Annotated in this window: 20 protein-coding genes; 13 read left to right on the top strand and 7 right to left on the bottom strand. The window is 44.7% G+C overall.

Going from position 1 to position 14,060, the window contains the following annotated elements:
- Positions 1 to 5 precede the first annotated feature (5 nt).
- The 3 genes from AC0LWT_RS06455 to AC0LWT_RS06465 all read left to right on the top strand — a co-directional run bounded on the left by AC0LWT_RS06455 (position 6) and on the right by AC0LWT_RS06465 (position 1,443).
- Positions 6 to 527, top strand: coding sequence for a hypothetical protein (locus AC0LWT_RS06455; RefSeq protein ID WP_474680406.1), 522 nt, complete (start codon positions 6 to 8; stop codon positions 525 to 527).
- A gap of 395 nt (positions 528 to 922) precedes the next feature.
- Entirely contained in the window at positions 923 to 1,072 is a 150-nt protein-coding gene (locus AC0LWT_RS06460) for a hypothetical protein (protein WP_474680407.1), read from the top strand.
- Positions 1,073 to 1,116: 44 nt separating this feature from the next.
- Entirely contained in the window at positions 1,117 to 1,443 is a 327-nt protein-coding gene (locus tag AC0LWT_RS06465) for a hypothetical protein (protein ID WP_474680408.1), read from the top strand.
- A 694-nt stretch (positions 1,444 to 2,137) separates the two neighbouring features.
- Here the strand turns inward: AC0LWT_RS06465 and AC0LWT_RS06470 are convergent.
- Complete coding sequence (locus AC0LWT_RS06470) at positions 2,138 to 2,314, bottom strand: hypothetical protein (protein WP_474680409.1); 177 nt, start codon at positions 2,312 to 2,314, stop codon at positions 2,138 to 2,140.
- Here AC0LWT_RS06470 and AC0LWT_RS06475 point away from each other — a divergent pair.
- The 9 genes from AC0LWT_RS06475 to AC0LWT_RS06515 all read left to right on the top strand — a co-directional run bounded on the left by AC0LWT_RS06475 (position 2,246) and on the right by AC0LWT_RS06515 (position 7,860).
- Positions 2,246 to 2,494: a pre-toxin TG domain-containing protein gene (locus tag AC0LWT_RS06475; protein ID WP_474680698.1), complete on the top strand. Its 249-nt coding sequence runs from the start codon at positions 2,246 to 2,248 to the stop codon at positions 2,492 to 2,494. The two genes, AC0LWT_RS06470 and AC0LWT_RS06475, sit on opposite strands and share 69 nt — an antisense overlap.
- Positions 2,495 to 2,687: 193 nt before the next feature.
- On the top strand, positions 2,688 to 2,855 hold the full coding sequence (locus AC0LWT_RS06480) for a hypothetical protein (protein WP_474680699.1): 168 nt from the start codon (positions 2,688 to 2,690) through the stop codon (positions 2,853 to 2,855).
- A gap of 37 nt (positions 2,856 to 2,892) precedes the next feature.
- The gene (locus tag AC0LWT_RS06485) at positions 2,893 to 3,309 is read left to right on the top strand and encodes a YxiF family protein (protein WP_474680700.1); all 417 of its coding nucleotides are present in this window, start codon (positions 2,893 to 2,895) and stop codon (positions 3,307 to 3,309) included.
- 252 nt (positions 3,310 to 3,561) lie between these two features.
- On the top strand, positions 3,562 to 3,684 hold the full coding sequence (locus tag AC0LWT_RS06490; protein ID WP_474680410.1) for a hypothetical protein: 123 nt from the start codon (positions 3,562 to 3,564) through the stop codon (positions 3,682 to 3,684).
- Complete coding sequence (locus AC0LWT_RS06495; RefSeq protein ID WP_474680411.1) at positions 3,681 to 4,328, top strand: RHS repeat-associated core domain-containing protein; 648 nt, start codon at positions 3,681 to 3,683, stop codon at positions 4,326 to 4,328. Before AC0LWT_RS06490 ends, AC0LWT_RS06495 begins: the two co-directional genes overlap by 4 nt.
- Positions 4,329 to 4,384: 56 nt before the next feature.
- Positions 4,385 to 5,107: a hypothetical protein gene (locus AC0LWT_RS06500; protein WP_474680412.1), complete on the top strand. Its 723-nt coding sequence runs from the start codon at positions 4,385 to 4,387 to the stop codon at positions 5,105 to 5,107.
- 293 nt (positions 5,108 to 5,400) lie between these two features.
- The gene (locus AC0LWT_RS06505; RefSeq protein WP_474680413.1) at positions 5,401 to 6,237 is read left to right on the top strand and encodes a hypothetical protein; all 837 of its coding nucleotides are present in this window, start codon (positions 5,401 to 5,403) and stop codon (positions 6,235 to 6,237) included.
- Between the two features lie 284 nt (positions 6,238 to 6,521).
- The gene (locus AC0LWT_RS06510; protein ID WP_474680414.1) at positions 6,522 to 7,028 is read left to right on the top strand and encodes a hypothetical protein; all 507 of its coding nucleotides are present in this window, start codon (positions 6,522 to 6,524) and stop codon (positions 7,026 to 7,028) included.
- A gap of 412 nt (positions 7,029 to 7,440) precedes the next feature.
- On the top strand, positions 7,441 to 7,860 hold the full coding sequence (locus tag AC0LWT_RS06515) for a hypothetical protein (RefSeq protein WP_474680415.1): 420 nt from the start codon (positions 7,441 to 7,443) through the stop codon (positions 7,858 to 7,860).
- A gap of 318 nt (positions 7,861 to 8,178) precedes the next feature.
- Here the strand turns inward: AC0LWT_RS06515 and AC0LWT_RS06520 are convergent, their stop codons facing one another.
- Positions 8,179 to 8,643 (bottom strand): DinB family protein, encoded by a 465-nt coding sequence (locus AC0LWT_RS06520; RefSeq protein WP_474680416.1) that lies wholly within the window; start codon positions 8,641 to 8,643, stop codon positions 8,179 to 8,181.
- 205 nt (positions 8,644 to 8,848) lie between these two features.
- Between AC0LWT_RS06520 and AC0LWT_RS06525 the strand changes: the two genes are divergently transcribed.
- Entirely contained in the window at positions 8,849 to 9,760 is a 912-nt protein-coding gene (locus AC0LWT_RS06525; RefSeq protein ID WP_474680417.1) for a LysR family transcriptional regulator, read from the top strand.
- 135 nt (positions 9,761 to 9,895) lie between these two features.
- Here AC0LWT_RS06525 and AC0LWT_RS06530 read toward each other — a convergent pair whose 3' ends face one another.
- The 5 genes from AC0LWT_RS06530 to AC0LWT_RS06550 form a co-directional block, all read right to left on the bottom strand.
- Positions 9,896 to 10,987, bottom strand: coding sequence for an anthranilate phosphoribosyltransferase (locus tag AC0LWT_RS06530; protein WP_474680418.1), 1,092 nt, complete (start codon positions 10,985 to 10,987; stop codon positions 9,896 to 9,898).
- Positions 10,988 to 11,177: 190 nt separating this feature from the next.
- A complete protein-coding gene (gene obgE / locus AC0LWT_RS06535; RefSeq protein WP_474680419.1) occupies positions 11,178 to 12,479 on the bottom strand; it encodes a GTPase ObgE in 1,302 nt (433 codons plus the stop codon).
- A 9-nt stretch (positions 12,480 to 12,488) separates the two neighbouring features.
- The gene (locus tag AC0LWT_RS06540) at positions 12,489 to 13,244 is read right to left on the bottom strand and encodes a Spo0B domain-containing protein (RefSeq protein ID WP_474680420.1); all 756 of its coding nucleotides are present in this window, start codon (positions 13,242 to 13,244) and stop codon (positions 12,489 to 12,491) included.
- 141 nt (positions 13,245 to 13,385) lie between these two features.
- On the bottom strand, positions 13,386 to 13,697 hold the full coding sequence (gene rpmA, locus AC0LWT_RS06545; RefSeq protein WP_474680421.1) for a 50S ribosomal protein L27: 312 nt from the start codon (positions 13,695 to 13,697) through the stop codon (positions 13,386 to 13,388).
- Between the two features lie 4 nt (positions 13,698 to 13,701).
- The gene (locus AC0LWT_RS06550) at positions 13,702 to 14,055 is read right to left on the bottom strand and encodes a ribosomal-processing cysteine protease Prp (protein WP_474680422.1); all 354 of its coding nucleotides are present in this window, start codon (positions 14,053 to 14,055) and stop codon (positions 13,702 to 13,704) included.
- Positions 14,056 to 14,060 lie beyond the last annotated feature (5 nt).

Below are 14,060 nucleotides of genomic sequence, written 5' to 3' on the forward strand. Positions count from 1 at the left end.
TGACCATGAATAATTATATTTTATCGTTTACAAAAAAGTTTGATTATTTTTTTCAACATAAAGAAATTTCGAATATTATTTATTTACACGATGAGGAAGATAATGAAAGATTAGACCATGTTATTTTCCTTGAAAAGAATAATGGTGAGGTAATAGGTATATTTATAAGAGGCATGAATCCGTTAATTTCACCGAATAGAATTTTTGATTTGGATGATTTCAATTTATTTGCTAGTTATGATGGATTGATTGAACGCAAAGAAAATATACTATTCAAAGTAGAGCAATTATGTTTGTTTTTTAGTGCTAAATACAATGAACTATTAGGTTTATATTTATCGAATGCCGATGATTCAACTTCCCTATTTATTTTATTTCTACATGATCAGATTGATGTAAAAAAGGGATGTAATAAGTCAGATGTTACTAAGATAATTATAGATAATTATTCGAATAATGGTTTTATAACATACGAAAAAACGAGTGGGGGGGGTTGGGAAAAAATAAAAATGAAAGACGGACAATAGACTACACAAAATGTCTACTATGTAGTCTTGATTTTTGACGGGGCAACCGAATCCCGAATGATATATGATTTTGAAAAAGAAAAGAGTCTATAAAATCTAAGACCTTGGGGGCGGAATTCCTCAAGGTCTTTCTTTTCCCCACCCAGTGCCGAATGAATCGGGCGGCAAGTCTCGAAAGAACTTAATCCTCATCAGCCCCGTATCAACTTTCTGCCAAAATCGTGTGCGTACAGCAAAGATGCTTTAAAAATCCTCTGCAACTATTTGGCCATTTGAAACGATGGTTATAGCAGAAAGACAGTCTGGTGACGACCAGTTGATATAGAACAGGTAAAGAAACGCTTAGGCTAGCCGCCGTGCAGCGATACTACAATCGAAAAGGAAGGGTGCATCAAATGGGGACAAGAGCACCTGATTTCTGGTTGATTAAAAATAATGCAGGAATTGCGGGCGGACAATTAGGCGATGGAAGTACTCTGAACAAAGTCAGAATTGTTGTAAATAACGCTTACGATAACGAAATAATTACTGTGTTCCCAAAATGAAGTATTATAACATTAAATTATTTAAAGGAGTTGCATGTTAGCTAGTGGATAAATATAAACATAAAGTTGACTGGTGCGATACATGTAATCAAGGATGGATTGAGGTTAAAAGAAATAGTGTTAGCAGTAATATTCATTTTAGATGTTCGGAATGCCTCAATGAGTATGAAAAGTACGAGGATATTAATACCGAAAAAGTCTTAAAAATTGAAGTAGATTGGCATGCAATAGATTTATCTGAAGAAGAAATTCTTCAACATAATCTTTGGAAGTATATTATAAAAGAATGGGAGAACTATCAGTTAGTTAGAAACGATGGGGTTATTATCAAAGTCTGGTCTAAAGAAAAGAGAAAATTCATCAAACCATAGTAACGTTGACCTTGAGAGCGGCAATCCTCAAGGTCTATTTTTTATTCCACCAGTACCGAATGAATCCATTTATCGAATACAAATAAAGTTAACATTTGTTATAACTGCACCAAATTTCTATGAATATCAATGTACGTACAGCTTTATGCTTGAATTGTGTACCCTATTTGTATTGCCGTTCTCCTTCCCTACCGCTTCAAAACCCCAGTTACTTCACGCGCCTACACGTAGCAGTCACCAAAAATAGAGGGATACCAATACGACGCAAGAAACCGCTTGATCTCTGCAGGCGGAGTCAGCTACGCTTATAACTGCGAGAACATCCGCGTCGGCAGACAGTGAACGGCGTTACGACCAAATATGTCGTCAATCCGAACGCCATGCTTTCGTAGATTTTGATGGAAAAAGACGCAAACGGCAATACCTAAGCCTACTACGTCTACGGTCTCGGCTTGATCGGCCGGGAAAATAGCTCGGGCGACTATCGAGCCTACCACTACGACCGCAGGGGCAGCACGATAGCACTGACCGACATCAACGGTCAAGTTCACTGACAAGTACACGTACGCGCCGTACGGCGAACCGCTTTCTGAGGAAAGCACTACGCCGAATCCGTTCCGTTACAACGGACGCGATGGCGTGATGACCGACCCGAACGGCCTTTACTACATGAGGGCGCGCAGTCGCTGAACCGTTATGCATACGTAAACGGAAACCCTACTTCGTACGTCGATCCATTCGGCCTCAGCCGCGACGGCGATACGTCGTACCTGGCGAAAGCGGAAGCTTCCTGCTCGACATCATTCCATGGGTCGGCACGGTTAAAGGGTTCCAGCAGGCGTTCACCGACACGAATCTGATCACCGGTCAACAGCTGTCTGCTGCGGACCGCTGGAGCGAAGGCATCGGAGCCACGCTCGGCATCATCCCTATCCCCGACCTGAAAGTCGGCGGCAAGTATCTCACCAAGGGCGTTATAACCGCTGAGCAGAAGCTGGAAGGTTTTGGTCAGAAGAGCAGGAAAACTCGACGGCCACGTTGCCATGGATAACTTGGGGAGTATGCTTCGTTCCGGGGGTGCGGGTGAAGTTACTAGAAAACAAGCGTTTAATCAAGCTAAACGCGACTCTGGTAAACCTTCTTCAGCAACTCCTACGAAGCAGGGGCAGGTAAAAGACTACAAAAACCCGGCTAATGATCGAAGAGTATAGGAATACGATGTTGATGGCAAGAAAAGATACATCATTGAGCATCGGAATGATCCATTTGGTAGAGGGCCGCATTTTCATGGTGCAGAACAGAAATATTCCGGCCAAGATTTATTTAAGCCAGATGAGAGATATAGACGGATACCAGGAACACAAGGTCATTATCCAGAAGATTTTGGAGGATTCAGAGGAAATGGAAGATAGGAAAGAAAAACGAGAAAGGCTTATGTCTCTGAACAAAATGAAACAGTCTAGAGCAGTGGTAGTTCATAAATTTATTGAGAAAACAGGCATAGCCTTATCGGATGATCAATTTCTGAACCATGATGACACAGCAATTTTCAGAGCAATGGCGTACAAAATAGTTAGTAATGGCAAACCAAAGCAGCTAAATAACCTCAATGAAGTAATTGATGAATTAAAGAAAATCCTCGAATTAACTTGGCATCTAAAAGAAGAAAAGGTAATACTATTACATTATCGAGATGCTGAGTCGGGGGCAATTATTATCACTTATGAAGAGTTTTCAAAGTTGTTTTTGGAAATTATTGACTTTTTTGAAGAACAAGACATAATTATTATTCAAAATGAAGGTAAATTCGGTATTTGTTTTGAAGCAGAAGAGCATAATTACCTAAAAACAATTTGGGGAATCTAATGCGTATCGCCTTGGAGGGTTTAATGCCATCCAAGGCTTCTTTTTTGAGAGCTATCCCGAGCCGAACCACTTTACCTCCTATCTCTATGATGGCATAAAGGCGGGTTTCTATAATCCGACGATACCCCACCTGCACGTATGATAAGAACGGAAGTCAGCAATGCAGGGACATCATTACGATACAAGAAACCGCTTGATCTCTGCAGGCAGAGTCAGCTACGCTTATAACAGCGAGAGAGCGTGCGCGTCGGCATGACAGTGAACGGTGTTACAACCAAATATGTCGTCAATCCGAACGCCATGCTTTCGCAGATTTTGATGGAAAAGACGCAAACGGTAATACCCAAGCCTACTACGTCTACGGTCTCGGCTTGATCGGCCAGGAAAATAGCTCGGGCGATTATCGGACCTACCACTACGACCGGCGGGGCAGCACGATTGCGTTGACCGACATCAACGGTCAAGTTACTGACAAGTACACGTACGCGCCGTACGGCGAACCGCTTTCCGAGGAGGGCACTACGCCGAATCCGTTCCGTTACAACGGGCGCAATGGCGTAATGACCGACCCGAACGGCCTTTATTATTTGAGGGCGCGCTACTACAATACGGAAATCCGCCGTTTCGTGAACCGCGATGTAATAACGGGAACAATCAGCGCGGCGCAGACGCTGAACCGTTATGCATACGTAAACGGAAACCCCGTTTCGTACGTCGATCCTTTCGGCCTTAGCCGCGACGGCGACACGTCGTACCTGACGCAAGGCGGCAGCTTCCTACTCGACATCATCCCATGGGTCAGCACGTTTAAAGGCTTCCAGAAGGCGTTAACCAGCACGAATCTGGTCGGAAGAGCAGGAAAACTCGACGGCCCCGTTGTGGGGGATAATATGGGGAGTTGCTTCGCTCCGGGGGTGCGGGTAATGCTTATACTTCAGTTGAATATATCGGAAGATTTGAAAAAGGTCAAAGGGATAGCTATAGAAGCAAAAATATCCATCCAGACCATATTCATATAGAAAATGCTGAAGGTAATATCCACTGGTGGTTTAATGACAAATAATCGAGGTGAGTCATGAAAGCAATAGAGATAAGGAAACAAACTGGAAGATATACTTTAAGCAAAATTGGTGACTTAAGTAAAAGGGAAATAGCTAAAATAATCACCCAGTTCGTTACCAAAGATTCCAAACAATTACTCTTTGAGTTCTTTAGTGCTGATCCCTATTTTTGGGATGAAAATATGATAGAAAATGATAAAGAACATTTTTATGATTTATTTTTAAATGATAATTTATTATTTCATCATGAAAGTACTAAAGCTAATCTGATATCGCGGATTTCAAACATATTACAAAATTACTTTATTGGTAATGAAACAGAAGGAGATATCTTTAATAAATTTGTCTCAGGAGAACTTGTTATTCCCGAGCACATTATCGAGAATATTAAGACTAATATTTATGAAGCCGTTTTAACGGAGGAGAATCCCAAAATCCTCAATTTTATTAGAGAAAAAGTGATTTTTACGAATAATTCTTGGTATGACATGGACACGGATAAACTTAAATCGAATCCGCTTGCTAAGGTAAAGTGGTATGCTGTTCAGGACGTGGATGAAATTGTTGAAGCAATTAATCTAACAGAGGTTTTTTTAAATGCCTTTTGCATACGAAAAATAGTAATTTTGAAGACTACTCCTGTGCGATTATTTATTACGAGGCAGAATCTGATTTTCACCTTGAAATTGTTGAGGAAGTGCAAGGTTTTTTTGAAGACGAGGTTTTGCCTAGATTAAATAATTTATTTGGAGACGTCAGTTTCAGTTTATCGAATTATAAAGTATAGTTAATATTAAAAGTCATTATTAGACCTTGGGGGTAATAATCCTAAAGGTCTCTTTTTTACCTCACTCATTACCTATTTAATTAGGCGGCTTTAACCCTCATCAGCCCGTATTCAGATGGACATTTTAGTTTCTAATGTAACTAGTTTACTTGGAAAGCAGGGCATTACTGTACCAAATAGACTAACACCCGATAAGATGGCGATTTCTCAATATTAAAATATATCAACTAAAAGGAGATTTTTATGGAGGATAAAGTACAAAAAATAAACTCTTTATTTAAATATTTAACTCATAGTAATGAAGGTTCTCCGGAATTTGAAACATTTATGGCCTTCTTACGCGGCTTGAAGGATTATTCAACCTTATTAGATTTTTATGATGTAGAATTTACCAGTCACCTTTTAGAAGAAGTGTTGCCGAAAATAAATGAAAAGTATAATAAGACGTTAGTGATTGAGACCATTGTGGAAGCGACTTACGGTAATGCTGAGAAGAGCATGATAGAAAAGCTTTTTAGTGAGTACATTCCTCTATTGGCACAGTATGCTACTACGCTGGAAAATGCGGCCAGATGTTTGAGAGGGTTTATTGAATCGGGGATCAGCAGTAATGAAATATTCGTCAGGATCGCTATGTTTAAAGACAAACAACAAGCTATTTCATTGTTGACATATATAAACATTCATTCATTGGGAGATTTGCCTCCTGAATCATCCACGCTTCAAGCCGAAGTGAAGGATGCGCAAAAGGTCAGGGAGCGTACTTATATTTTTGCGCAACTTTTGGTTATTCTGCATCCTCTCGTAAGTAAATACCAAAGGGTAAGCTCCATTGATTTTGTATATGATTATGAAGGAGCGCTTGTCGATTGGCCGTTTAGTCGAGAAGGCAGTTCTCTAAGGCTAGTTAAACAAAATATCATCGATAAGAGAGAAGGAGCTATATTTGAAGAACTGGGTAAGCTCATCCATGATGAAGCCATAGATCTGCAATCATTAAGAGTCCTAAACCTGTATCAAACACTTTTTAGCGGGAGAGATCCGCTGGATGTTATTTTTACACTGCCTGATGGGCGATAGGAAAGTAGATATTATTTTATGTAGGGATGATGCATTTGTCGATTAGTAAGGACGTAGGCGAGAAGTATATTGAATTTGAATCAATTAACCAATACTCAAAACTAATGGAAGCGCAATTGGAGAGGGATATGTTTGTTGTCCTAATTGTAACAAAGATTTTTGGTAAGAGGAAAAGGTTTGACAGTAGTAACAAAACCAGATGGTGAATGGGTTACACTACTTGAACAAGGTAAGGCGATGGATTTGAATATAATGTTTATTCCATAAAAATGGAGGTCTAGGAGGTGTTGAAGGAGATTAAAGAACTCATAAGTAATAATATAGATGAGATTCATTTAACTGGTGTTGTACACATAGAGGAAAATGGAATTGCTGAATTCATTTCTAATACAAATTTTTTATATTTGGAGTTTGGTGGTCAATTCATCCAGTTTGAGACAATAGACGGTTACGGGAAGCTCCGTATTACAATTCTGGATTCTCTTAGATATGAGAATGATATTGAAGATGTGATTCCTTGCAGAGCTAAGATTGGTGAATTTATTTTTACCAATCCTTTAGCAGAAAATCGCGTGGACAGTATAGTTTTTTTTAACTTAGAGGATTTGGAAAATGCGCTGATATGTGATGTTTTACATATCAAATTAATAAACGGGCAGGATTTATTTATAGATCCCCAATTTACGGGAATTAATATAGGTGGTTTAGAACAAAAACAATTTTGGGAAGAGAACTTTGTGGAAAGGGTGTTACCAAGGATCGGGAAAGTATCCAGTAGAAACTCAAATTAAAAATATTTGCAGTAAATAGGAACTACATTCTTCTTTACGATCGTGAGATAGTAAGAAAAACCGTCAAGGAAATTTGCCCTGATGGTCCTTTTAAGTTTGAGGAACATCAGTTATCTTGTACCTGAGGTCTTTCTTTTACCCCTCACTAGTGCCGAATGAATCGAGTGGAATTTCCCGAAAGAACTTAACCTCATCCGCCCCAATTAATATTTTCCTCAAAAGACGGTACATACAAGTGAGATTGTCAATTATCCCCTATGTAATGCAATTTCGTTTCGTGTAACAGATCACTTAAAGGTTTCTTTTTTTGGAGGGCGAGAAATAGTAAAATGGTGGGGTTAGAACTGCTTTCCCATATAGTAGCGCCAATCCTTTAGGTGTAAGAAAATAATTTAAGAAGGAGAAATCAAAAATGGGATATATATCTCCTAAGTATGTTACTAAAAGTGCTATTGAAGGTCTTATAAAGAAAATCAATCTACCTGCTCCCAGTGAATTCTCACAAGATTGGGAGTACGAAGTTTCAGATTCCTCGAGAGTAGCCGAATTCTTATTGGCTTATGAAAAAGTTGAATTAGATATAGACGAAAAGTTTGCTTTAATGATTATTATTATTTCATCATATAATGATGCTATAACAGAAGGAAAGGATGAGGAGAGTTGGGCTAGTTCCATCAGGTATCATATCCTTCAAGATATTAGTATTCATAAAAATACTGTTTATTATTGGGCTTTGTTGGATGAGGATGATTTGGAAAATTGTCATGCTGTAACACCTTTCATAAGAGAGATCGTAAACATCGCCAGGCTAGATGATCAAGATAAAAATTAGCTGTACTTCAAACAGCGTGCCTGAACCAATTAATAAAAATGCATTGCTGATTTATCATACGCATCCGGCAGGAACCCCTTTCTCGAGTCGTGCAGATCGTAGAGTTCTAGAACTTCTAGAACTTTAAGAACTATCGGGGTTCACCCCCCCGGATTCCATTAGTTTATACGATCGCGAAATAATAAAATAACCTTGATCGGCCAACTTGCCGATCAAGGTCTTTTCTTTGTTCGTACAAACCTATTTTGTGTCGTGAACCACGATATAGTGACGAGATCAATCAGCGCGGCGCAGACGCTGAATCGTTATGCATACCCTCTATTGTATCAATTTGAGCTGGCTGGTAATAACCCCGAGGTGAATGGCTTCATGCATCAGAGCGAAGTTGAATAATTCGCCGGCGGTAATGAATTGGAATGGGCCCATTTCAAAGGGGGATTGCAATTTCTGGTCCAGCAATTCGGGCTTCAGCTCGGAGAGACGGGAAAGTTGTGCCGCTAACAATTGTGTCAGCTCTTCTTTCGACGGAGGGGCTGCCGTCCAATTCGAAGGTTTCGTCCCGGAGCCAAATAGTGTTTCATACTGTGACGGAATCGCGGACGGATATCCAAGGGAAAGCGCGGAGTATTTATCCATCCAATAAATCATGTGACCGATATTCCAGCGAATTGTATTATTGAAGCCTTCTGGTTGAATGCCGATCTGAGCCTCCGAAACGCCTTGAAGCTGTCCGATAACGATCTGACGCAGAACTTTTCCCGTATTAATGATCGATTGTGCCATTATTGAAACGCCTCCCGATAAATTAAATTGTTGTATGTGTTTCGCTTTCACATCTAAAGTGTAGCCTTTCTCACTCGAAGCAACAATCACGAGATTCCGATGCAATTGATCGGTTTTAGTAATGATTGGATAGAAAATATTGGGATATATCGGATTGTTAGCTATAATAGTAAGGGGGAGATTGCCATAGGAAGGGGTACTGGGGATGGAACTTAGACAGCTTGAATATTTTGCTGCCGTATGTAAGGAGATGCTTTTCTCAAGGGCGGCCGAGAACCTCTGCACCACGCAATCGAATCTGAGCCAGCAGATTAAGTTTCTGGAGAACGAGCTCGGGCTTCCTCTATTCGATCGCATGGGCAAACGGATCGCTCTAACGGATGCGGGTAAGATTTTTTTGGAGCAATGTCATATCATTTTCGGGCGCATCGACTACATAAAAGGGGCGATAACGGATCTTAAGCGAATGGAAAGCGGCAGGCTGGATATCGGGATTCTACCAGGCGATGGGGACTTGCTTTTTGATGCACTGTTGATCGATTTCCACCTTGCATACCCCAAGCTCTCCATAAGTGTTACGGAGACTGTGGATGTGTATGAACAGATTGTCGACGGTACAAGAGATCTTGGAGTTACCATAGTGCCTCCGAATCCGGATGATCGAATTTCTATCATCCCTTTGTTCCACGAGGAGTTTGCTTTAGCCATCCAATCGGATCACCCCGTTGCGAAGGCAAAGTCGATTCCCTTTGAGCAGTTGCAGCAGCTTAAGATGGTGATGTTCGGTCCTGAGCACCAGATTACGAGGGTCATCCATACTTGCTGCCAAGAAAAAGGAATTTCAATAGAAAATCCGATTGTAACCTCTACGTTATCGACGCTTCTGTCCTTAGTCGAACAAGGGATAGGAGCCTCCATTCTTCCACGAATGCTGCTCGATTATCTGAACCGCGATAACATTGCAGCGGTAACACTGCTCAATCCTACACCAAGTCAGGATATCTGCATCATACATCGGAAGGACAAGTTTATGGGGCAGGCAGCAAAGTTATTCATAGGCAAATTGCAATCTTTCGTTCAAAACGTAATGGAGCGTACCAATAGGTCGTTGGGGTAAAACCGCTCACTAAAATTTGAGGTGCTTCGGGTGCACAGCACATCACAGCCACCCAACGAACGGCTCCGCCGCCTTCGGCAAATAGTCGCCTGAGCGGCAGGTCCGCGCGCTTCCGGCAGCTTAAGCGGCGGCCTTTTATCCGGTTCGCTCGGAAGGATCGGGATCGCCGCCGTCGCGCATCTGCATCTGCTTCTGCTGCTCCCGGTAACGGTTGCTGTGCTCGATCCAGCGGCGCATCACCTTTTGCGCCTCTTTCCTTTGCAGCAAATTTTCCGCCAGTTGGAATCCTTCCTCATAGCTTCCTACTTTATCAAACCACATCAGCCGCAAGCCGGCGTTAAAAATCGTATGGTCCCGCTCCCGCTTCAGCTCCGGCGCATCGTCGCCGGCAATGATGCGCTGCACCAGCGACATCTGCTCTTCCTTTCCGATCGGAACGAGCGGGTCGCTGTGAAAACCGAACTTCTGCGGCTCCACCAGGCGGGATTCGTCGCCCCACGGAGTCACGATACGGATCGTGCTCTTTTGATAAATCGGCAAATCCTCCGAGCCTTCTATCCCTCGAATGATGTATACGTTTTGAAATCCCGAACGAATTGAGATCGGAATTAAGGGTTCCATGGCGGTGCCCGGCTGAACGCCAATCACCATGTTGGCCGCGCGCATCGGATTCATAACTTTCTCCACCGTGTTCAAAATCGTCCGCAGCCCCAACTGTTCGCGTACAGGCTTCAGCCTGCCGATAGGAGGGCAGAGCCGATCAGTCCACATAAATCCCATATGCAGCCGAAAAAAAATCGTCTCCCACGCCTCAATCGGAAGCTCAAGCGCAACGCCAAAGTCTTCCAGCATTTCTTTCAGCGAAGTCCCCTGCTTGGGAGGAAGCGCATCGCCGCCTTGCAGCACCTGGGGAAAACCGACCGAGGCAAGCAGCAGGCTGACGGGCAATGTGACTGGGAATAACTGTCTGCCTTCGGATGGCCCCGCACAAATGAGCGAGTCGGCGAACGTATGATGGGCCAGCGAATAGCTGCGAAATACATCGATAAAAGCGGTCAGTTCATCGCTGGCTTCGCCCTTCATGCGGAGCGCCATCAGGAAAGCGGCACATTGCGCATCGGTGGAATCTCCTCTGGCCATCTGATGCGCAGCCTGCATCGCTTCGTCATAGGTAAGATCACGCACATCCGTTCGTCCCCCGCCGATCGCTTGTATCCATTCCTTCAACCAAAACCCTCCTCCTCCCCTGCTTCCTTACTACGATTTATGAACAAAAATAATGTCAATTATTTTTACATAAAAATAACACATTTAATAAAATGTTATTATTTTTCAACCATAATGTCAAGTTTATTTACATATATTTATCATTTTTAAACAAAAAAACACTCACCCTCGAAAGAGTGAGCATCCTATGTTATTCTTTCTCCACAAATTCAAATTCAAAATCGGCGATTCGGATCGTCTGACCGTCTACCGCCCCGCGGCTGCGCAATTCCTTATCGATCCCCATATTGCGCAAAATCCGGGCAAACCGCATGACACCGTCATGCGTGCTGAAGTTCGTTCGCTTGATCAAGCGCTCGATCGACGGGCTTTCCACCACGAACACGTCGTTGTCCCGGCGAATCGTAAAATCCTGCTCGTCCCGTTTCTCGAAGCGGTACACCTTGCGCTCCTCGACCTCGGCGATTTCTTCCACTTCCGGCACGTCCGGAATGCTCTCCAGGACATCGGCGATTTTGTACAGCAGCTCCTGCACGCCGCCGCGCGCTATCGCCGAGATCGGATAAATCTTCGCTTCCCGGCCGTCTTCGGCAAGCTGCTCCTTGAACAACACAAGATTGTCCTCCGCCTCCGGCATGTCCATCTTGTTAGCCACGACGATTTGCGGGCGGTGCTCCAGCTTCGCATTGTACAGCTTGATTTCCTCATTGATTTTGAGGAAATCTTCATAAGGATCCCGGCCGTCGCTCGCCGCCATGTCGACGACGTGCACGATCACCCGCGTCCGCTCTACGTGACGCAGGAACTCGTGACCGAGCCCCACGCCCTCGTGGGCTCCTTCGATCAACCCCGGCAGGTCCGCCATCACGAAGCTGCGGCCATCGCCCACATCCACGACCCCGAGGTTCGGGGTGAGGGTCGTAAAATGATAGGCCGCGATCTTCGGCTTCGCGGCCGATACGACCGAGAGCAGCGTGGATTTGCCGACGCTGGGAAAGCCTACGAGGCCTACGTCGGCCATCACCTTCAGCTCCAGCACAACCCAGCGCTCGACGCCATCCTCGCCGTTCTCGGCGATCTCGGGCGCCGTGTTGTGCGCCGTCGCGAAGCGCATGTTGCCCCGGCCCCCCCGGCCTCCGCGCGCTACAACCACTTCCTGCCCGTGACGGGTCAGGTCGGCAATGATCTCCTGCGTATCGTCGTCAACGACGACCGTGCCGGGCGGGACGCGCACAATCATGTCGTCGGCGTTCGCGCCATGCTGCGCTTTGTTGCGTCCCTTCTCTCCGCGGGCCGCCTTAAAATGCTTCTGATAGCGGAAATCCATCAGCGTGCGAAGCCCCTCGTCGACGCGAAAAATGACGTCGCCGCCATTGCCCCCGTCGCCGCCGGCCGGCCCGCCTTCCGGCACATATTTTTCACGCCTGAACGCGACGAGACCGTCGCCGCCGTCGCCACCTTTTACGAATACTTTTGCCTTATCAACAAACATCGCTACACCTCATTTACGAAACGGCAGCCGCAAAGCGATGACCGCTTCTTCCTCTTGCAATTCCTGCTGCACGATTGAATATTCGGCCGACGTGCGCTGCAGCTGCGCATCGATAGCCTGCTTCAACCCTTCAGCGTCGTACGGCCCTTGATACACGAAATCAAGCAGTAAATGATCTTCCTGAACGTCAAATTCCAAACTGATGACGCCGGTCTCGTCCGCACCTGTGGCAGCGTATTGCCTTAACAGCTCCACCGTTCTCGGGACCAATTCCTCGATCAGACTGCCGCGAAGGGGAAGCTGCTGCAAATTTACTTCCTGATCGAGACCGACTTCAAGCTGCAGCGATTTGGACTGAACGCGAAACATCATTAAATATGTAATAAGAGCGGGTATGCCCAGCTTCGACAAATTGCTTTCCTGCTGCATGCTCGTCTTTATTTTTTCCATGTACGGCCCTAAATTATCAAATTTCTTCAATTGAATGTAGCCGAACAATATTTGAATATCATTCATCCAATCATGCCGCAGCCGGTTGACGATTTGCAGCACGTTGGCTTGATACTGCCGTTCCTGAGCCAAGCGCTCGCCGAACGCTCTTTCCTGCAATCTGCTGGATTCCAGCCTGAAGGCCGCGTACCCGCAAATAACCGTTATCAACAATAGGGCTCCCCGGATTATCCATGGCTCCAGCAGCAATAAACCCGTTAATCCGATGAACGTTAGTGCCATCAAGTAGATCTGCGCGCTGCTTGCTCGATTCATGCCGCTTCGCTCCGTTCTCAACCGCTTTGTAACCGTTCCTCCAGTATATCATGTCAGCTGGAAAAGTTCACCATTCCCGTCCTGCCGTTCTTCATGCAAATAAAAATCCCCAGCGAACTTATCGCTCGCCGGGGATCGTTATTACACTTCTACAGCAGCAGCTACAGGAGCCGCATCAACCGGGTATACGCTCACTTTTTTGCGATCGCGCCCCCAGCGCTCGAACTTCACAACGCCTTGCACTAAAGCAAACAGCGTATCGTCCGAACCGATTCCCACGTTGTTGCCCGGGTGAATTTTCGTTCCGCGTTGACGAACAAGAATGCTGCCCGCAGTTACCGTCTGGCCGTCCGCACGCTTCACGCCAAGGCGTTTTGCGATGCTGTCACGACCGTTCTTGGTCGAGCCCACTCCCTTTTTGGAAGCGAAAAACTGAAGATTTAATTGCAACATGGTGTCATCCTCCTTTGCGATAGGTTGTTTCAATCGTTATATAGTCACCGTAATTTTGCTCAATCGTTCTTAACATGACGACCATCGATTCCAAGATCAGCTGAATCTGGTCCCGCTTCGCCAGATCGGATTCGGGAATGTCCGGAATGGTTACATCCAGCAGTCCGTGCTCCATCTCGTGAATCGGAATAACTCCGGTCAGCGCTTCTATGGAATTGTAAGTACCGAACGTTACCGCCGATACTGCGGCACAGACCAGGTCTTTGCCGGGCACGTCATACTCAGCATGGCCTTCCACCACGAAAGATGCGATCTGAGGGGAAGCTTGCGATGTCCGTTCTATGGTCACATAGATCATAGGAC

This window comes from Paenibacillus sp. sgz302164 (assembly GCF_056120505.1).

Coding starts and splice junctions, on each gene's coding strand:
- AC0LWT_RS06455 (WP_474680406.1), top strand. CDS start 6: ATGAATAATTATATTTTATCGTTTACAAAAAAGTTTGATTATTTTTTT.
- AC0LWT_RS06460 (WP_474680407.1), top strand. CDS start 923: ATGGGGACAAGAGCACCTGATTTCTGGTTGATTAAAAATAATGCAGGA.
- AC0LWT_RS06485 (WP_474680700.1), top strand. CDS start 2,893: ATGAAACAGTCTAGAGCAGTGGTAGTTCATAAATTTATTGAGAAAACA.
- AC0LWT_RS06490 (WP_474680410.1), top strand. CDS start 3,562: ATGACAGTGAACGGTGTTACAACCAAATATGTCGTCAATCCGAACGCC.
- AC0LWT_RS06500 (WP_474680412.1), top strand. CDS start 4,385: ATGAAAGCAATAGAGATAAGGAAACAAACTGGAAGATATACTTTAAGC.
- AC0LWT_RS06505 (WP_474680413.1), top strand. CDS start 5,401: ATGGAGGATAAAGTACAAAAAATAAACTCTTTATTTAAATATTTAACT.
- AC0LWT_RS06515 (WP_474680415.1), top strand. CDS start 7,441: ATGGGATATATATCTCCTAAGTATGTTACTAAAAGTGCTATTGAAGGT.
- AC0LWT_RS06520 (WP_474680416.1), bottom strand. CDS start 8,643: ATGGCACAATCGATCATTAATACGGGAAAAGTTCTGCGTCAGATCGTT.
- AC0LWT_RS06525 (WP_474680417.1), top strand. CDS start 8,849: ATGGAACTTAGACAGCTTGAATATTTTGCTGCCGTATGTAAGGAGATG.
- obgE (WP_474680419.1), bottom strand. CDS start 12,479: ATGTTTGTTGATAAGGCAAAAGTATTCGTAAAAGGTGGCGACGGCGGC.
- AC0LWT_RS06540 (WP_474680420.1), bottom strand. CDS start 13,244: ATGAATCGAGCAAGCAGCGCGCAGATCTACTTGATGGCACTAACGTTC.
- rpmA (WP_474680421.1), bottom strand. CDS start 13,697: ATGTTGCAATTAAATCTTCAGTTTTTCGCTTCCAAAAAGGGAGTGGGC.
- AC0LWT_RS06550 (WP_474680422.1), bottom strand. CDS start 14,055: ATGATCTATGTGACCATAGAACGGACATCGCAAGCTTCCCCTCAGATC.